At 59.2% G+C, this 14,661-nt stretch carries 17 protein-coding genes, 2 tRNA genes and 1 riboswitch; of the genes, 17 read left to right on the top strand and 2 right to left on the bottom strand.

What is annotated here, in order from left to right; genetic code table 11:
• Positions 1–10: 10 nt before the first annotated feature.
• Positions 11–853 carry a lysophospholipid acyltransferase family protein gene (locus IPJ12_10750; GenBank protein MBK7647623.1) on the bottom strand — a complete coding sequence of 281 codons (843 nt, stop codon included), beginning with the start codon at positions 851–853 and terminating at the stop codon, positions 11–13.
• Positions 854–1,011: 158 nt separating this feature from the next.
• Here IPJ12_10750 and IPJ12_10745 point away from each other — a divergent pair, with 158 nt between their 5' ends.
• The 7 genes from IPJ12_10745 (at position 1,012) to metF (ending at position 8,299) form a co-directional block, all read left to right on the top strand.
• Positions 1,012–2,175 (top strand): methionine adenosyltransferase, encoded by a 1,164-nt coding sequence (locus IPJ12_10745; GenBank protein ID MBK7647622.1) that lies wholly within the window; start codon positions 1,012–1,014, stop codon positions 2,173–2,175.
• 63 nt (positions 2,176–2,238) lie between these two features.
• Positions 2,239–3,450 carry an HD-GYP domain-containing protein gene (locus IPJ12_10740; GenBank protein MBK7647621.1) on the top strand — a complete coding sequence of 404 codons (1,212 nt, stop codon included), beginning with the start codon at positions 2,239–2,241 and terminating at the stop codon, positions 3,448–3,450.
• A gap of 20 nt (positions 3,451–3,470) precedes the next feature.
• A riboswitch (S-adenosyl-L-homocysteine riboswitch) is annotated at positions 3,471–3,547 on the top strand.
• A gap of 67 nt (positions 3,548–3,614) precedes the next feature.
• On the top strand, positions 3,615–5,027 hold the full coding sequence (locus IPJ12_10735; protein ID MBK7647620.1) for an adenosylhomocysteinase: 1,413 nt from the start codon (positions 3,615–3,617) through the stop codon (positions 5,025–5,027).
• Between the two features lie 70 nt (positions 5,028–5,097).
• Positions 5,098–5,754 (top strand): GNAT family N-acetyltransferase, encoded by a 657-nt coding sequence (locus tag IPJ12_10730; GenBank protein MBK7647619.1) that lies wholly within the window; start codon positions 5,098–5,100, stop codon positions 5,752–5,754.
• Entirely contained in the window at positions 5,751–6,632 is an 882-nt protein-coding gene (locus IPJ12_10725) for a carbon-nitrogen hydrolase family protein (protein MBK7647618.1), read from the top strand. Before IPJ12_10730 ends, IPJ12_10725 begins: the two co-directional genes overlap by 4 nt.
• 18 nt (positions 6,633–6,650) lie before the next feature.
• Positions 6,651–7,478 carry a TlyA family RNA methyltransferase gene (locus tag IPJ12_10720; protein ID MBK7647617.1) on the top strand — a complete coding sequence of 276 codons (828 nt, stop codon included), beginning with the start codon at positions 6,651–6,653 and terminating at the stop codon, positions 7,476–7,478.
• Positions 7,475–8,299 carry a methylenetetrahydrofolate reductase [NAD(P)H] gene (gene metF, locus IPJ12_10715; GenBank protein MBK7647616.1) on the top strand — a complete coding sequence of 275 codons (825 nt, stop codon included), beginning with the start codon at positions 7,475–7,477 and terminating at the stop codon, positions 8,297–8,299. Before IPJ12_10720 ends, metF begins: the two co-directional genes overlap by 4 nt.
• 79 nt (positions 8,300–8,378) lie before the next feature.
• Here the strand turns inward: metF and IPJ12_10710 are convergent, their stop codons facing one another.
• Positions 8,379–9,203: a mechanosensitive ion channel family protein gene (locus IPJ12_10710; GenBank protein MBK7647615.1), complete on the bottom strand. Its 825-nt coding sequence runs from the start codon at positions 9,201–9,203 to the stop codon at positions 8,379–8,381.
• A gap of 256 nt (positions 9,204–9,459) precedes the next feature.
• Between IPJ12_10710 and IPJ12_10705 the strand changes: the two genes are divergently transcribed.
• The 10 genes from IPJ12_10705 (at position 9,460) to IPJ12_10660 (ending at position 14,632) form a co-directional block, all read left to right on the top strand.
• Positions 9,460–10,050, top strand: a complete 591-nt coding sequence (locus tag IPJ12_10705; protein MBK7647614.1) for a ferritin-like domain-containing protein — start codon at positions 9,460–9,462, stop codon at positions 10,048–10,050.
• Positions 10,040–10,456 carry a c-type cytochrome gene (locus IPJ12_10700; protein MBK7647613.1) on the top strand — a complete coding sequence of 139 codons (417 nt, stop codon included), beginning with the start codon at positions 10,040–10,042 and terminating at the stop codon, positions 10,454–10,456. Before IPJ12_10705 ends, IPJ12_10700 begins: the two co-directional genes overlap by 11 nt.
• A gap of 56 nt (positions 10,457–10,512) precedes the next feature.
• Positions 10,513–11,157, top strand: a complete 645-nt coding sequence (locus IPJ12_10695) for a sigma-70 family RNA polymerase sigma factor (GenBank protein ID MBK7647612.1) — start codon at positions 10,513–10,515, stop codon at positions 11,155–11,157.
• On the top strand, positions 11,154–11,984 hold the full coding sequence (locus IPJ12_10690) for a cupin domain-containing protein (GenBank protein ID MBK7647611.1): 831 nt from the start codon (positions 11,154–11,156) through the stop codon (positions 11,982–11,984). The genes IPJ12_10695 and IPJ12_10690 overlap by 4 nt, the downstream gene beginning before the upstream one ends.
• Before the next feature lie 164 nt (positions 11,985–12,148).
• A tRNA-Lys gene (locus IPJ12_10685) sits at positions 12,149–12,224 on the top strand.
• Between the two features lie 16 nt (positions 12,225–12,240).
• Positions 12,241–12,316, top strand: a tRNA-Lys gene (locus IPJ12_10680).
• 485 nt (positions 12,317–12,801) lie between these two features.
• Entirely contained in the window at positions 12,802–13,359 is a 558-nt protein-coding gene (locus tag IPJ12_10675; protein MBK7647610.1) for a hypothetical protein, read from the top strand.
• Between the two features lie 141 nt (positions 13,360–13,500).
• Positions 13,501–13,701: a hypothetical protein gene (locus IPJ12_10670; protein ID MBK7647609.1), complete on the top strand. Its 201-nt coding sequence runs from the start codon at positions 13,501–13,503 to the stop codon at positions 13,699–13,701.
• 94 nt (positions 13,702–13,795) lie between these two features.
• Positions 13,796–13,996 (top strand): hypothetical protein, encoded by a 201-nt coding sequence (locus tag IPJ12_10665; GenBank protein MBK7647608.1) that lies wholly within the window; start codon positions 13,796–13,798, stop codon positions 13,994–13,996.
• Between the two features lie 342 nt (positions 13,997–14,338).
• Positions 14,339–14,632, top strand: coding sequence for a DUF4102 domain-containing protein (locus tag IPJ12_10660; GenBank protein ID MBK7647607.1), 294 nt, complete (start codon positions 14,339–14,341; stop codon positions 14,630–14,632).
• Positions 14,633–14,661 lie beyond the last annotated feature (29 nt).

The raw sequence follows: 14,661 nt of genomic DNA, 5'->3' as shown, positions 1-14,661 counted from the left end.
CACCAGCCAATCACTCCGCGGGCGGCAGCTCGGCGCCACCGGGTCGTTTGTATCGGTTATAGCCCCATAGATATTGCGTCGGGCATTGCTGAATAAGCAGCTCAATTTCCGAATTTATCTGCTGCGCCCGGTCGACCGTGGAACCCGCCAACGGATTCTGGGGTGGCTGGAAATGCACGCGGTATCCCCGCCCGCCAGGCAGGCGTTCGCCCCACGTCAACAACGACGCCGCTCCGGTTTCTGTCAGGCGAGCCGCCAGCGTCATCGTATAGGCATAACGTCCGAAAAATTTGAGCCATGCTCCTTCACCGGTCTTCGGCGCCTGATCCGGCAGCATGCCCACCATCTCGCCCCTTTTGAGCGCCTTGATCAATGAACGCACACCGGACAAGTCGGCAGGTGCCAGATGCAAGTGCGCCCGTTTGCGTCCAGTCAGAATCAGCTCCTGCGCCACGGCCGATTTGGGTGCACGGTACAACACCGTGATGTCGCCAAATGAAGAAAGGTATTGAGCGGTAATTTCAAAGCAGCCCAAATGCGGCGTCAGGAAAACGATCCCCTTGCCGGCTTGCTGCGCTGCCTCGACATGCGCCCAACCCACTACGTCGACCACCAGCGGAACAGCCTCTTCCAGCGGACGCATCCAGATGCGAGCCAGTTCCAGCATCTGCTTGCCGGTTTCAGCCGCCACCTTGCCGCGCAAGGCAGGTGCCAACCCGGCCTGGGCGAGATTTTCCCGCAAGTGACGACGATAAGTCGGCGACAACCAATAAGTCAGGCGCCCAAGTCCTGCACCCAACAGATGCAGAATACTCAGAGGCAAGAAGGAAAGAAGGCGAAAAATGAAAACCATGAGGCCCCGGGGGTTGAATCCCCCTGAGAAAAGTTTAATATTATCCGTTCGCCGAGTTAAACAGACAACTTGCGGGGCGACTAATAAATTCTGCTAAAGCGTCACCTGCTCGTGGTCCGAAGCCGGTAACGCCGGACAAAGGACCATTGGAGCTTCGCATGAGCGAATATTTCTTCACATCCGAATCAGTCGGCGAAGGCCATCCGGACAAGGTTGCCGACCAGATTTCCGACGCTATCCTCGACGCCATTCTGGCGCAGGACAAGCACTCCCGCGTTGCTGCCGAAACCCTCTGTAACACCGGTCTCGTCGTGCTGGCTGGTGAAATCACCACCAACGCCAACGTTGATTACATTCAAGTTGCCCGTGACACCATCAAGCGCATCGGCTACGACAACACCGACTACGGCATCGACTACAAGGGTTGCGCCGTGCTCGTCGCCTACGACAAGCAGAGCCCGGACATCGCCCAGGGCGTCAATGCTGCCTACGACGACAACCTTGGTCAGGGCGCCGGCGATCAGGGACTGATGTTTGGCTACGCCTGCGACGAAACCCCATCGCTGATGCCGCTGCCGATCTACCTGTCGCACCGCCTGGTCGAACGTCAGGCCATGCTGCGCAAAGACGGCCGTCTGCCGTGGGCACGCCCGGACGCCAAGTCCCAAGTCACCATCCGCTACGTAGATGGCAAACCTGACTCGATCGACACCGTCGTCCTTTCGACCCAGCACTCGCCGGACATCAGTCTGGAAGACCTGCGCGAAGCCACCATCGAGCAAATCATCAAACCCGTGCTGCCGAAGGAGCTGATCAAGGGCGACATCAAGTACTTGGTCAATCCGACCGGCCGTTTTGTCGTCGGCGGTCCGCAAGGCGACTGCGGCCTGACCGGCCGCAAGATCATTGTTGACACCTACGGCGGTGCCGCCCCACACGGTGGAGGCGCCTTCTCCGGCAAGGATCCGTCCAAGGTCGACCGCTCTGCCGCCTACGCCACCCGTTACGTTGCAAAGAACATTGTCGCCGCCGGTCTGGCCTCACGCTGCCTGGTCCAGGTATCCTATGCGATCGGCGTTGCAGAACCGACGTCGATCATGGTCGAGACCTACGGCACCGGCAAGGTGAGCAACGAAACCCTCACCGCGCTGGTTCGCAAGCACTTCGACCTGCGCCCTAAGGGCATCGTCAATATGCTCGACCTGCTTCGTCCGATTTATCAGAAAACTGCCGCGTACGGCCATTTTGGCCGCGACGAGCCGGAATTCAGCTGGGAAGCGACCGATCGCGCCAACCTCTTGAAATCTGACGCTGGCCTGTAAGGCACGGAAATCGCCACAAAAAGGGAGCCAGCCGGCTCCCTTTTTTTGGTAAAATTTCCAAATATGCTTAAAAAAATCCCTGTCGAGCAAATACGCTTGGGCATGCACTTGGAGGCCTTCTGCGGTGCTTGGCTCGAGCATCCGTTCTGGCGAAACAAGTTCGTACTGAATAACGCCAAGGATATTGCGCTGATTCTTGAAAGCCCGATCAAGGAAGTCTGGATAAACATTGCCAAGGGGCTGGATACTGAAACAGCCGCCCTCGCAACAGACACCGCGATCGAAATCGTCACCGCTGAATCAGTACCGTATGCGCCGCCTGCAGTCCAGGAAAAAACCGGCTTCAACGATGAGATCAGACGCGCCGCGAAAATCTGCGCCAAGGGCAAGGAAGCCGTTGTCTCCATGTTTCAGGAAGCGCGCATGGGCAAGGCCATTGAGGCCGAAGCGGCGGCACCGCTGGTCGAAGAGATATCCAATTCCGTCATGCGTAATCCGGGTGCGTTGATCAGCCTGGCTCGCTTGAAAGTTGCTGACGACTACACCTATATGCACTCCGTGGCGGTTTGCGCACTGATGATCGCGCTCTCCCGGCAACTCGGCCTGGACGAGCAGCAAACCCGCGACGCCGGGATGGCTGGCCTGCTGCACGACCTCGGCAAGGCGATGATTCCGATTGAAATATTGAACAAGCCGGGCAAGCTGACCGACGAGGAGTTTGCGCTGGTCAAGACGCATCCGGAAGAAGGTTACAAACTCCTGCTAGAAGGCAAAGGCATCAGCGAGATGACCAAGGACGTTTGCCTGCACCATCACGAAAAGATTGATGGCAGCGGCTATCCGAAGGGTCTGAATGGCGAGACGATGAGCCTCTACGCCAAGATGGGCGCGGTATGCGACGTCTATGACGCAGTGACCTCGAACCGACCCTATAAAGCCGGCTGGGACCCTGCCGAATCGATCAAGCGGATGGCGGAATGGAAGGGGCATTTTGATCCGACTGTCTTCCAGGCTTTCGTCAAAAGTTTGGGTATTTACCCGATCGGTTCGTTCGTTCGTCTTGAGTCCGGCAAACTGGGCGTGGTGATCGAACAAGGCGATCAATCCCTACTAAAGCCCAAGGTGAAGGTGTTTTTCTCAACCAAGTCGAATGCCTACATCAAGCCAGAAACCATTGACCTGGCACGCAGCCCCGAGAAAATCGCGGGGCGCGACGATGCCGCCAAATGGGGAATCAAGGATGTAGACCGCTACTGGGCCGGCGACAAGGCATGAAATCGGTTTATAATCCTTAACCTACCGAGGGGCGCTGCAGGGGCTTGGTTTTTGAAACCACTCCCTCAGGCTCGGTTTGAAACTGCGCTCACCCATTTAATCCGTGCCGGGCACGGGATGCCGGGTGAGCATCCCTCCCGGCCACAGTTCATCAGGAGCTTACTGTGGCTGAATTCAAAGACTGCGTTATCGCCGACATCAACCTTGCCGACTGGGGTCGCAAGGAAATTCTCATTGCTGAAACCGAGATGCCGGGCCTGATGGCCATTCGCGAAGAATTCGCGAAGACCCAACCGCTCAAGGGCGCCCGCATCACCGGTTCGCTGCACATGACCATCCAGACCGCCGTACTGATCGAGACGCTAACCGCGCTCGGCGCCGAAGTCCGCTGGGCTTCGTGCAATATCTTCTCGACGCAGGATCACGCTGCCGCCGCCATCGCCGCGCAGAACATCCCGGTCTTCGCGATCAAGGGCGAAACCCTGGTCGATTACTGGGATTACACCCACCGCATCTTCGAATGGGCCGACGGTGGCTATTCGAACATGATCCTCGACGACGGCGGCGATGCCACCCTGTTGCTGCACCTCGGCGCCCGTGCCGAAAAGGACATCTCGGTTGTTGCCAAGCCAGGTTCCGAAGAAGAAACGATCCTCTTCGCCGCCATCAAGGCCAAGCTGGCCATTGATCCGACCTGGTACTCCGTGCGTCTGGCCGCCATCAAGGGCGTCACCGAAGAAACCACCACCGGCGTGCATCGCCTGTACCAGATGCATCAGCGTGGCGAACTCAAGTTCCCGGGCATCAACGTCAATGACTCGGTGACCAAGTCCAAGTTCGACAACCTCTATGGTTGCCGCGAATCGCTGGTCGACGGCATCAAGCGCGCCACCGACGTGATGATCGCGGGCAAGGTCGCCGTCATCATCGGTTACGGCGACGTGGGCAAGGGCTGCGCCCAAGCCATGCGCGCGCTGTCTGCCCAAGTCTGGGTCACTGAAATTGATCCGATCTGTGCCTTGCAAGCCGCCATGGAAGGCTACCGCGTCGTCACCACGGAATTCGCCGCCGACAAGGCCGACATCTTCGTCACCACGACCGGCAACTTCCACGTCATCACCCATGACCACATGGCCGCGATGAAGAACAACGCCATCGTCTGCAACATCGGTCACTTCGACAACGAAATCGACGTCGCTTCGATCGAGAAGTACCAGTGGGAAGAAATCAAGCCGCAGGTCGACCACGTGATCTTCCCGGACGGCAAGCGCATCATCCTGCTCGCCAAGGGTCGCCTGGTGAACCTCGGCTGCGGTACCGGCCACCCGTCCTACGTCATGTCTTCGTCGTTCGCCAACCAGACGATCGCCCAGATCGAACTGTGGACGGAAGCGGTCAAGGGTTCGAACAAGTACCCGGTCGGCGTCTACACCCTGCCCAAGCACCTGGACGAAAAGGTCGCCCGCCTGCAGTTGAAGACACTGAATGCCCAGTTGTCAGAGCTGACTGACGAGCAGGCCGCCTATATCAGCGTACCGAAGGAAGGCCCGTACAAGACTGAACACTACCGCTACTGATCAGGCACATGCTCCGCCCGGCAAGCCACTTTCGGCTTGCCGGTTTAAAGCGAACAACAGGAGATTCTGCATGAGTAACATCCAGATACGCCATACGCAACCGGATGACCTGCCGAAACTCATCGCCTTGCAGGCGCGCGTCTATCCCGACATCCCACCCTGGAGTTCACACAAACTTCAGGAGCAACTTTCTGTATTTCCCCAAGGCCAGATCGTCGCCGAAAACGAAAATGGCCTGGTCGGATGCGCCAGCTCACTGATTGTCCTCTGGGACGACTGGTCAGAATCGCACAACTGGAAAGAGATCACCGGCGCCGGCACCTTCGCCAATCACAACCCGCACGGGCGAACGCTCTATGGGGCGGAAATATTCGTCGATCCGACACTGCGTGGCGAGGGCATCGGGCATTTGCTTTACGAAGGACGACGGGCGCTGTGCCGTGCCATGAATCTAAAGCGCATCATCGCTTGTGGCCGGCTACCCGGCTACCACCATTATGTGGATGAAATCAGCGCCGAGTTTTATGCGCAGAAAGTCGTCTGGGGGGATCTCACCGATCCCGTCCTGAGCTTTCAAATCAAGGAAGGCTTCAGCTATTGCCGGATCATGGAAAACTACATTCCCGAGGATAACGAATCCTGTGGCAATGCCGCCCTGATTGTCTGGCTCAATCCGGACTACAACCTGAAATTTCCAACCATCATCCCAAGGAAAATCATCCCATGATCGTTCGAATAGCCGCTGTTCAATACCTGCTCCGTCCCATCCATGACTGGTCGGGCTTTGAAAATCAGGTTCGCTTCATCATGAAGGCAGCTGGCGACTACAAGCCTCAGTTTGTCCTGCTGCCAGAAATCCTGACTACCCAGTTGCTGTCGTTCATGGACACCAGCGATGTTCGCGCCTCAGTCCGCAACATGAATGACTACACCAAGCGCTACAAGGACCTGATGCAGGAACTGGCCGCGCAATGGAACGTCCATCTCATCGGCGGCACCCACCCCACGGTCAAGGAAGATGGCCGGCTCCTCAACACGGCTTATTACTTCACCCCTGGCGGCGAAATATTCGAGCAGGACAAAATCCACCGCACGCGCTGGGAGCGCGAAAAATGGAATACCGACGCCGGCGACCAGCTGCGCCTCTTCGACACCCCGTTTGGCAAAATTGCCATCCTCATCTGCTACGACATCGAATTCCCCGAGTTGGCGCGCATGGTCTGTGAAGCCGGCGCCGACATCCTCTTTGTTCCCTCATGCACGGACGACCGCCAGGGCTTCCTGCGCGTGCGCTACTGCTGTCACGCCCGCGCCATCGAAAACCAGGTGTTCGTCGCCATGACCAGCACCGTCGGCAATCTGCCGGTTGAGGGCCTCGGCATGCACTACGGGCAGGCGAGCATCATTACGCCATCCGATTTCCCCTTTGCCCGCGACGGCATCGCGGCCGAAGGTACGCTCAATCTCGAACAGATTGTCGTCGCCGACGTCGATCTGAAAGACCTCGAAAGCAATCGCCTGAGCGGCACCACCATTCCGCTCTACGACAAGCGCAAAGATGTTTACGAGCACCCGGTCGAGTGCATCAAGGTCACAAAAAAATAGGTCGTTTCACCTTTGTCGATGAACTCCTTCCACCGGCGCAGCAGCCGCCCGGCCACGCCACCTGACCCCACGCCGGAACGCGCCATCATAGAACGCCACGGAATGTCCCGGCTCGACAGTCTGCTCGTCAGCCGGGGCCTGGCGCCCTCACGCACGGCCGCCCAGCGCATGATCGCCGCCGGTCGCGTCTCGTTGAACGGTGCCCCTCTGCTCAAGCCGGCCCACGAACTGGCACCGGACAGCCCATTGCATATCGAGCCTGATGACGATGACCGCTTTGCTTCGCGCGGCGGGCTCAAGCTCGGGGGGGCACTGGCAAAAACAGGCCTTGTCGTGACCGGAAAAATTTGTCTCGATGTCGGCCAATCCACCGGCGGCTTTACCGACTGCCTACTGCAAGCAGGTGCGCAACAGGTCATCGGTGTCGATGTCGGCCATGGCCAGCTGGCCACCAAGCTCAAGGCCGATCCGCGTGTCATTGCGCTGGAAGGCATCAACTGCCGGGCGCTGACCGCCGCAGATCTGGGCACGGCACTGCCAGCCGCTGGGTTCGACCTGATCGTCGGCGACGTTTCCTTCATCTCGATGACCCTGATTTTGCCGCAGCTGCCGGCGCTGCTGGTCGAGCATGGCGATCTGCTGCTGCTGATCAAACCGCAGTTCGAGGTTGGTGCGGCCAATATCGGCAAAGGCGGCATTGTGCGCAACCCGGCCTGCTATCGTGAGCTTGAAGCAAAATATTTTGAATTTGCCCGAAATTTCGGGTTGACCGTAAGAGACTGGTTCGACAGTCCAATTACCGGCGGTGATGGCAACCGCGAATTTTTTATCTGGCTAAACAAATGAATACAGAAATCTCCATCGAATTCTTCCCGCCGCAAACGCCTGAAGGCGTCGAAAAGCTGCGCACCGTCCGCGCCGAACTGGCCAAACTGAAACCCGAGTTCTTCTCGGTTACCTACGGTGCCGGCGGCTCGACGCGTGAGCGCACCTTCAGCGTGGTCAAAGAAATTGCAGCCGAAGGCTTCGACGCCGCCCCCCACCTCTCCTGCATCGGCTCCAGCCGCGACAGCATTCGCGAAATTCTCGGCGAATACAAGGCCGCCGGCATCAAGCGCACCGTTGCGCTGCGTGGCGACCTGCCCTCCGACATGGCTGAAACCGGCGAGTTCCGCTATGCCAACGAACTGGTCGAATTCATCCGCGCCGAAACCGGTGACTGGTTCAGCATCGAAGTGGCCGCCTATCCGGAATGGCACCCGCAGGCGCGGAGCCCGAAAGACGACATGGATGCCTTCGTCCGCAAGGTCAAGGCCGGTGCCAATTCGGCCATCACGCAATACTTCTACAATCCTGATGCCTACTTCTACTTCGTTGATGAAGCCAGGGCACGAGGTGTCGACATACCGATCATTCCCGGCATCATGCCGATCGCCGGTTTCACCAAGCTGGCCCGCTTCTCGGACGCCTGCGGTGCCGAAATCCCACGTTGGATGCGCAAGAAATTCGAGAGCTTCGGCGATGACACCGACGCCATCCGCGCCTTCGGCCTCGATGTGGTCACTGAACTGTGCGAACGCCTGATCAAGGGCGGCGCCCCCGGCCTGCATTTTTATTCGATGAATCAGTCAGCGCTGACCACCGAGATCTGCCGACGCCTGGGTTAATTCAAACCTCCACGGTCAACGGCAAAAAACCGCGAAATTCCGAATTTCGCGGTTTTTTGCCGTTGACCGTGGGAAAGTATCAGGCGGCTTGCGTAATGATCACATTCTGCGCCGGCATGGGTGACGGGAACCCGGCTGCCGCCAGCGCTTCACGCAACACCTTGTTGGTGTCGAAATAGACCTGCCAGTAATTGTCGTTGTGGCAATACGGCCGCACGGCCAGTACCGGGCCAACCAGCGTGAAATCGAGAATCTCCACGTCAACCTTCGGCTCGGGCAGCACATTCGGAATCGCCGCAATTTTCTCGCGCAGCAAAACCATGGCCGCCTGATGATCGGCAGCCCCTGACAACTGGCACTTCAGATCCACTCGGCGAAACGGATTGACCGTGAAATTCTGGATTGTTTCGCTGAACACCTTGTTGTTACCAATGATGGTCTGCACGTTGTCCGGCGTATTGATCGTGGTCGTAAACAATCCGAGTTCCACCACTGTCCCCGTCACCCCGGCCACCGAGACAAAATCGCCGACCTTCATCGGGCGCAGCACCACCATGAAAGCGCCCGCCGCAAAGTGCGCCAGCAAGCCTGACCAAGCCATGCCGATAGCAACACCACCCGCCGCAATCAACGCGGCAAACGTCGTGGTCTGAATGCCGAAATAGCCGAGGATGCCGATCACCAAGAGGACGTTCAAGGTGACGGTCACAATCGACCCAATGTAGCGCAACAGGGTCGGATCCACTTTTTGCTTTTCCAGCGTGGAACGCAACATGCGGAGCGCCATACCAATCAGCCAGCGACCAATCACCCAGAAGGCAATGGCAGCGAGCATCTTCAAGCCGACGTCAGTCGCCGTCGTGATCAAAATATCCTGGTATCGTGAAATATCGTGTTCGGTCATCGTGCTCCCCTTGAAAAATTCACTGCGGCGCCGGCGATCAGGCGATTTTGTGTTCCGCATAATTCTAATCGCATATCCGTTGCGAGCAAAACCGAAGTGGGTCGCCACCGAATAATTTTCGTAACCCACGAAAATCTGCATCCGGATGCATTGAGGCTGCGTAGTAAAGCTCAGGAGTCGCCTGAATCGTACCAACAGACGGATAACGACGCCCCACAGCGAAAGATTGCTACCTCAACAAACGAAAGGAATGATCATGTTGATTCGTGTCAATGAACTTCAAGACAGCTCGCGCCGCACCTTTATGGGCCGCAGCTCCGGCCTGATGCTGTCAGGGGCAGCGGTCGCCATGCTGGCCGGCAACTCGCGCCTAGCCCTTGCCGCGGGCGGCGACATGAGCTCCGATGTCGGCATCCTGAATGTCGCCCTCGGATTGGAGCATGAAGCCATCGCCGCCTATCAATTGGGCGCCGAAAGTGGCCTGTTGCAAAAGCCTGTGCTGGAAACGGCCGTGCTCTTCCAGAGCCACCACAAAGGCCATCGCGACGCACTGGCGGCAACGATCGAGAAGATGGGTGGCAAGCCAGTCGCCACAAAATCGAACGCTGACTATGCGACGGCTCTCGGTGCTGGCGGACTGAAAAACCAGGCCGATGTGCTGACGCTCGCCGCCCGACTGGAGATGGGTGCGGCCAATGCCTACATTGGCGTCATACCCGCCTTCGCATCGCATGACCTGGCCAAGATTGCTGCTCGACTGGCAGCGGATGAAACCATGCACTGGACGCTGCTATCCAACGCACTCGGCAAGCCTGTGCCAGTGGCCGCATTAAGTTTTGGTGCCTGATGTGCGACTGGGGGCGGCGCGCTACCTGATCCCGGCATATCTGGCGCTGACTGCGGCTGCGCCCGCAGCAGCACAGGATGCCGGGCGCGGTGAGCTCCTCTACGAACAGCGTTGCAGCGCCTGTCATGGTCTGGACGCTGATCGGACCGGGCCGCACCACCGCGGCGTACTTGGCCGCCGAGCCGGGAGCGTCCCGGGCTTTCTCTACTCTCCAGCACTGCAACGTGCCACAATTATATGGAACAGCGAGACACTGGATGCTTGGCTCAGCAACCCGGAAAGTTTGATCCCAGGCCAGCGAATGGGATATTCAGTCGCGGATGCCAGAGACAGGACAGACATCATTGCCTATTTGCGGCAACTCACCCCCATTGGAATCGGCTCGGATACTGGCAAGCAAAGATGAACTCACTGGCTGAACACGATGACAGCGACACCCTGCCCGATCCCTGGCAGCACGGCATGGACGATATTTGCGATAACGATGAAACCTCGGTGCCCCCCACCAGTTCGTCGACCGGCAATGCTGCCTACGCCGCCAACCGTGCGAACGAGCCTGCCTTGTGCGCCTGGATTGCCCTGATCGTCAATCGTGATGAAGCCGCTTTAGGTAACCTCTATGAAGTCATGATCGGGCGCGTTTACGGACTAGCCTTGCGCATTACTCGAAATGCCCAGACCGCCGAAGAGGTAGCCGAGGATACCTTTTGGCAAATCTGGCGCCAGGCACCCCGTTTCGATCCGGCTCGCGGCACTGCCGTAGCCTGGATGTTGACCATCGCCCGAAGTCGCGCACTCGATGCGCTCCGGCGACGTGATCCTGCACAATGCACTGACGATGCGGGCGAAAGCGAACCTGATTTGGCAGATGGCCCCGAAGACTTGCTGGCTGCGACTGAAATCGGCAACCAATTGCATTCAGCACTCGCCGGGCTTGATCCCTTGCCACGTCAGCTTGTTGCACTGGCATTTTTCCGTGGATTAAGCCACGAAGAGATTGCAGTTCATACCGGCTTGCCGCTGGGAACTGTCAAATCGCACATCCGGCGAGCCCTGGGCCGGTTGCGAGAAACCCTGATCCCGGGCATGACGATGGTGATGCCATGAAAACACCCCTCAACCACCAAAACAACACTGATACGGAACTCAATCAGTTGATTTGCGAGGCACTGACCAGTGGCGACATGCCGACATCCAACCGGCAAAATCTGCGCAGTCGCCTGCTTTCACGGGCAGCAAAAAGTCACTTGGCCGAAGCCGGGACAATTACCGTCCGGGCACGTGATGGTGCGTGGCGCAACGTGAAATCGGGAGTGCGGGTTAAAACTCTCTGGAATGGGCCAAACAGCAATTCGGTCCTGATCGAGTTGCAGGCTGGCGCAGCCCTGCCGACGCATCGCCATTCATCACTGGAGGAAGGCATTGTCCTATCCGGTGGTTTCCAGATAGACGGCATGGAGCTAGGACCCGGCGACTACCATATGTCACCGGAGGGAAGCCGGCACGGTCGAATTACATCCCGACAAGGCGTGGTGGCCTATCTGCGCGGCACAGCACTTGGGCACACAGCCGCCATGCTCGGTGAGCTGGTTGGCGCGCTGCTCCCCGGCAGCGGTGCGCCGGCAGTTACCGTAACCACGCACGATGGCACTTGGGAGATACTGGCCGATGGTGTGGAGAGCAAAACGCTTTGCCACGACGGAGAAGCAGTGTCGAAATTCATCCGGCTACAACCCGGAGCCAGCCTGCCCCCCAACCTGATAGCAGGCAATAAAGAATGCATGATGATTGACGGAGACGCCTTCTTTGGTGACCTCCTGGTTTGCGCTGGCGACTTTCACCTGACTCCGGCCAACGCGAACCAAAGCGCGATAGAGTCGGACCATGGCGCGCTCATCTTCATTCGTAGCAACCCGGCAGCAGGCAACGGCTAGCGCCTGCCAACGTATTGGGCATTGGGTCGATTTTTCTCTACAGTGAACATGTTTTCCCTGAAAATACATCGGTGCAATTGATTCGGGAAACATTCCCAAACTGCAGCAAGCGCAAAAGGTAGGCACAAACACGAAGTCTGTGTATAATTCGGCCTCCCTAAGGCGGGTCGGTAGCTCAGTCGGTAGAGCAGCGGACTTTTAATCCGTTGGTCCCGAGTTCGAATCTCGGCCGACCCACCAGCCTTTTTGAGCATGTGGGGCGCTAGCTCAGTTGGTAGAGCAGCGGACTCTTAATCCGTAGGTCGACAGTTCGAATCTGTCGCGCCCCACCAGAGAATTCAAGCACTTAGCCCGCATCCTTGCGGGCTTTTTGCTTTTCTAGTCCGTCGTCCGGTCGATCCCCGGTCCGTCGGTCGCTGTTCCGCCCCCCTCGACACCCAGCAACTTCCGTTTTCGACACGGGAGAAACGGGGGAATCGGGCGGCCGCAGCATCTCTCTCCCGTTTCGCCCATATCCCCCGCTTCCGTTTCTCGACTGCCGCGACAGCCCCGGCCGTCAACCAGATGTCATTCTCTTGGTCACCGACCGCTCAAGCCCAGCGACGGCACTCGCACGCTGGGTTTCTGAACCCAACCTGGAGAAACCATGATCCCCCTTGTCCTTGCCCCCACCATCGAGACCCTTGCCTGCCTCGTCGTCAGCGCCGTCGTCCGCGAACTGACCAGCCAGCCGTCAGGCCGCACCAAGTAGCCCATCCCTTCCCACTTCAGCAGCCCCAAGGCCAACGCCTTGGGGCTTTTGTCTTTCGAGGACATCATGACCAACACCATCGCAAACACCAACCCGGAGCCGACCATCTCGCTCCTCCGCCTGAAGGCAGCCACCGCCCCCAAGCTCGGCCAGAATGCCGGCGGCTCGATCCACTACGAAGTGCTGGCCGACACCGCTCGTCAAGTCTTGCTGCTGCGACTGACGCGGAACGAAAGCGGGGGCAACTTCAGCCCCGAGGCGATCCCGTTCAGCCGCGTCCAAGCAGTGGCCGACGCCCTGCCACCGGGTTCGCCCGTACCCTCTCGCGTGTTCCGTTCCTGTTACCGGGGGCGCTCGCAGAACAACCAAGGCTTTCTCTGCTGTCTGCTGCGGGCCGAAGGGCTGCTTGGCCCTGTCGAGGGCAAGCTGTACCAGCACCACGTCACCGGCGATTGGCCTGCGTGGGCAGCCGACATGCTTCGCCAACCCGGCGAACCAGCCGAGCTTCCCGGCACCCTGCTCGCCGACATCCTTCCCTTGGACACACCGGCACCCGGCTTGCCACGCCGGGGCCGGGGTCGCACCCGCCACGACGAGGCCGACGATGCGTGCCCTGCACACTGAAGCGGAACTGGTCGACCTTCCTCCACCGCTACGGGATGCCCTTGCCGCCTGCCTCGAACGCTGGCGAACATCGAACGTCCCGTACGACCCGGAGGGCGAGTTCCTGCTGCTGGTTGAACCCGGTGACAGCATCGAAGCCGTGTGCCATCGAGTCAGCCAGGGCATGGCTGCCTGGCGCTCGGCGAGTGGACCACCGACTGGGGGCCGTGCTTCGAAACCTACGTCTGTTTCTCGGACGATGGTTGCGGCATCAGTCTGGTGACACCGAAAGCGCCGGGCATCGACGCCAATCTGCTCGAGCTGTGCGCCGCCTACGTCAGCCAGCAACCACCCTTGACCTAGACACTTTCCCGCTTCCCCCGAATCCCCCGTTCTACCTCACATCGCCGTCGGTTTCTCCCGAAGCCGGCGGCTTTGTCGTTTCTGGAGACCCCTCATGCTTACCCCCAACTCCCCCACGCCACCTGACGCCGACGATCCACGGGTCGCTCTGCTCGTCTCTTCGTTACCGCCTGACCTCGCCGAGGCCTGGGAAGAACGCGCTGCCATCCGCCAGCACGACGCGGGCTACAGCAAGCGTGACGCCGAGATCGAGGCGCTGCTCGACGTGCTGGTACTGCTCTGCCCCAAACGCTAGCCCATCCCGGCGGCTGACCGCCGGCAGTGACCGGCGATCCCCCGGCCACTTCGCAGCCTCCCGACTCCCCCGTTTCTCCCGCCCGCATCGCACCCGTTGCCGCAGAACGCGATGGACACCCCCTGTCCGCCGGCGCGTCGGCGAGCGACGGACTACAGAGACGACCGCCACGCCATGCCCCGAAAAGCCCGTACATCCGGGCTTTTTCCGGACTCCGTTGGCCGTTTCCATTTTTCGTTAGGAGACAAGAACAGCCCATTAGCGATTTCGGCCTGCCGGTCGGGTCGCCGGTCGTCGCCCCATTGCGCGACGGCCCCTACCTACCAGACGCAAGGAACAATCATGGCCAAGCAAGCAGCAGGCGTTACGCCCTCGACCTTCAACTTCACCCCCCGCACCCTGAACGCTCTCGACGCCGCGATGCTCGACGCGGCCAAGAAGGCGCGGCAATTCACCGACGACAAGGTGAACGACCTCAAGCTGGAACTGACCCGCACCGGCAAGAAGACGTTCTCGTTCCGCGCCCAGCGGGACGGTAAGAAGCAGTACCAGTGCATCGGCAGCTACCCGGCGACCAGCATCGACGAGGCGCGCAAGATCGCCCTCGAACTGCGTTCCATGCTCGATCGTGTGTAAAACAGCGTGCAAAACTTTCCAGATTTCCG

Source organism: Betaproteobacteria bacterium, assembly GCA_016709965.1.
GTDB lineage: Bacteria > Pseudomonadota > Gammaproteobacteria > Burkholderiales > Rhodocyclaceae > Azonexus > Azonexus amarohabitans.
The sequence above is the reverse complement of the archived record's forward strand: the minus strand, read 5'-3'. Positions and strand labels throughout refer to the sequence as shown.

Excerpts from the sequence above, each read along its gene's own strand:
- IPJ12_10740 (MBK7647621.1), top strand. The coding sequence starts at position 2,239 with ATGCTTAAAAAAATCCCTGTCGAGCAAATACGCTTGGGCATGCACTTG.
- metF (MBK7647616.1), top strand. The coding sequence starts at position 7,475 with ATGAATACAGAAATCTCCATCGAATTCTTCCCGCCGCAAACGCCTGAA.
- IPJ12_10705 (MBK7647614.1), top strand. The coding sequence starts at position 9,460 with ATGTTGATTCGTGTCAATGAACTTCAAGACAGCTCGCGCCGCACCTTT.
- IPJ12_10710 (MBK7647615.1), bottom strand. The coding sequence starts at position 9,203 with ATGACCGAACACGATATTTCACGATACCAGGATATTTTGATCACGACG.
- IPJ12_10720 (MBK7647617.1), top strand. The coding sequence starts at position 6,651 with ATGAACTCCTTCCACCGGCGCAGCAGCCGCCCGGCCACGCCACCTGAC.
- IPJ12_10725 (MBK7647618.1), top strand. The coding sequence starts at position 5,751 with ATGATCGTTCGAATAGCCGCTGTTCAATACCTGCTCCGTCCCATCCAT.
- IPJ12_10750 (MBK7647623.1), bottom strand. The coding sequence starts at position 853 with ATGGTTTTCATTTTTCGCCTTCTTTCCTTCTTGCCTCTGAGTATTCTG.
- IPJ12_10665 (MBK7647608.1), top strand. The coding sequence starts at position 13,796 with ATGCTTACCCCCAACTCCCCCACGCCACCTGACGCCGACGATCCACGG.
- IPJ12_10675 (MBK7647610.1), top strand. The coding sequence starts at position 12,802 with ATGACCAACACCATCGCAAACACCAACCCGGAGCCGACCATCTCGCTC.
- IPJ12_10660 (MBK7647607.1), top strand. The coding sequence starts at position 14,339 with ATGGCCAAGCAAGCAGCAGGCGTTACGCCCTCGACCTTCAACTTCACC.
- IPJ12_10730 (MBK7647619.1), top strand. The coding sequence starts at position 5,098 with ATGAGTAACATCCAGATACGCCATACGCAACCGGATGACCTGCCGAAA.
- IPJ12_10745 (MBK7647622.1), top strand. The coding sequence starts at position 1,012 with ATGAGCGAATATTTCTTCACATCCGAATCAGTCGGCGAAGGCCATCCG.
- IPJ12_10690 (MBK7647611.1), top strand. The coding sequence starts at position 11,154 with ATGAAAACACCCCTCAACCACCAAAACAACACTGATACGGAACTCAAT.
- IPJ12_10695 (MBK7647612.1), top strand. The coding sequence starts at position 10,513 with ATGGACGATATTTGCGATAACGATGAAACCTCGGTGCCCCCCACCAGT.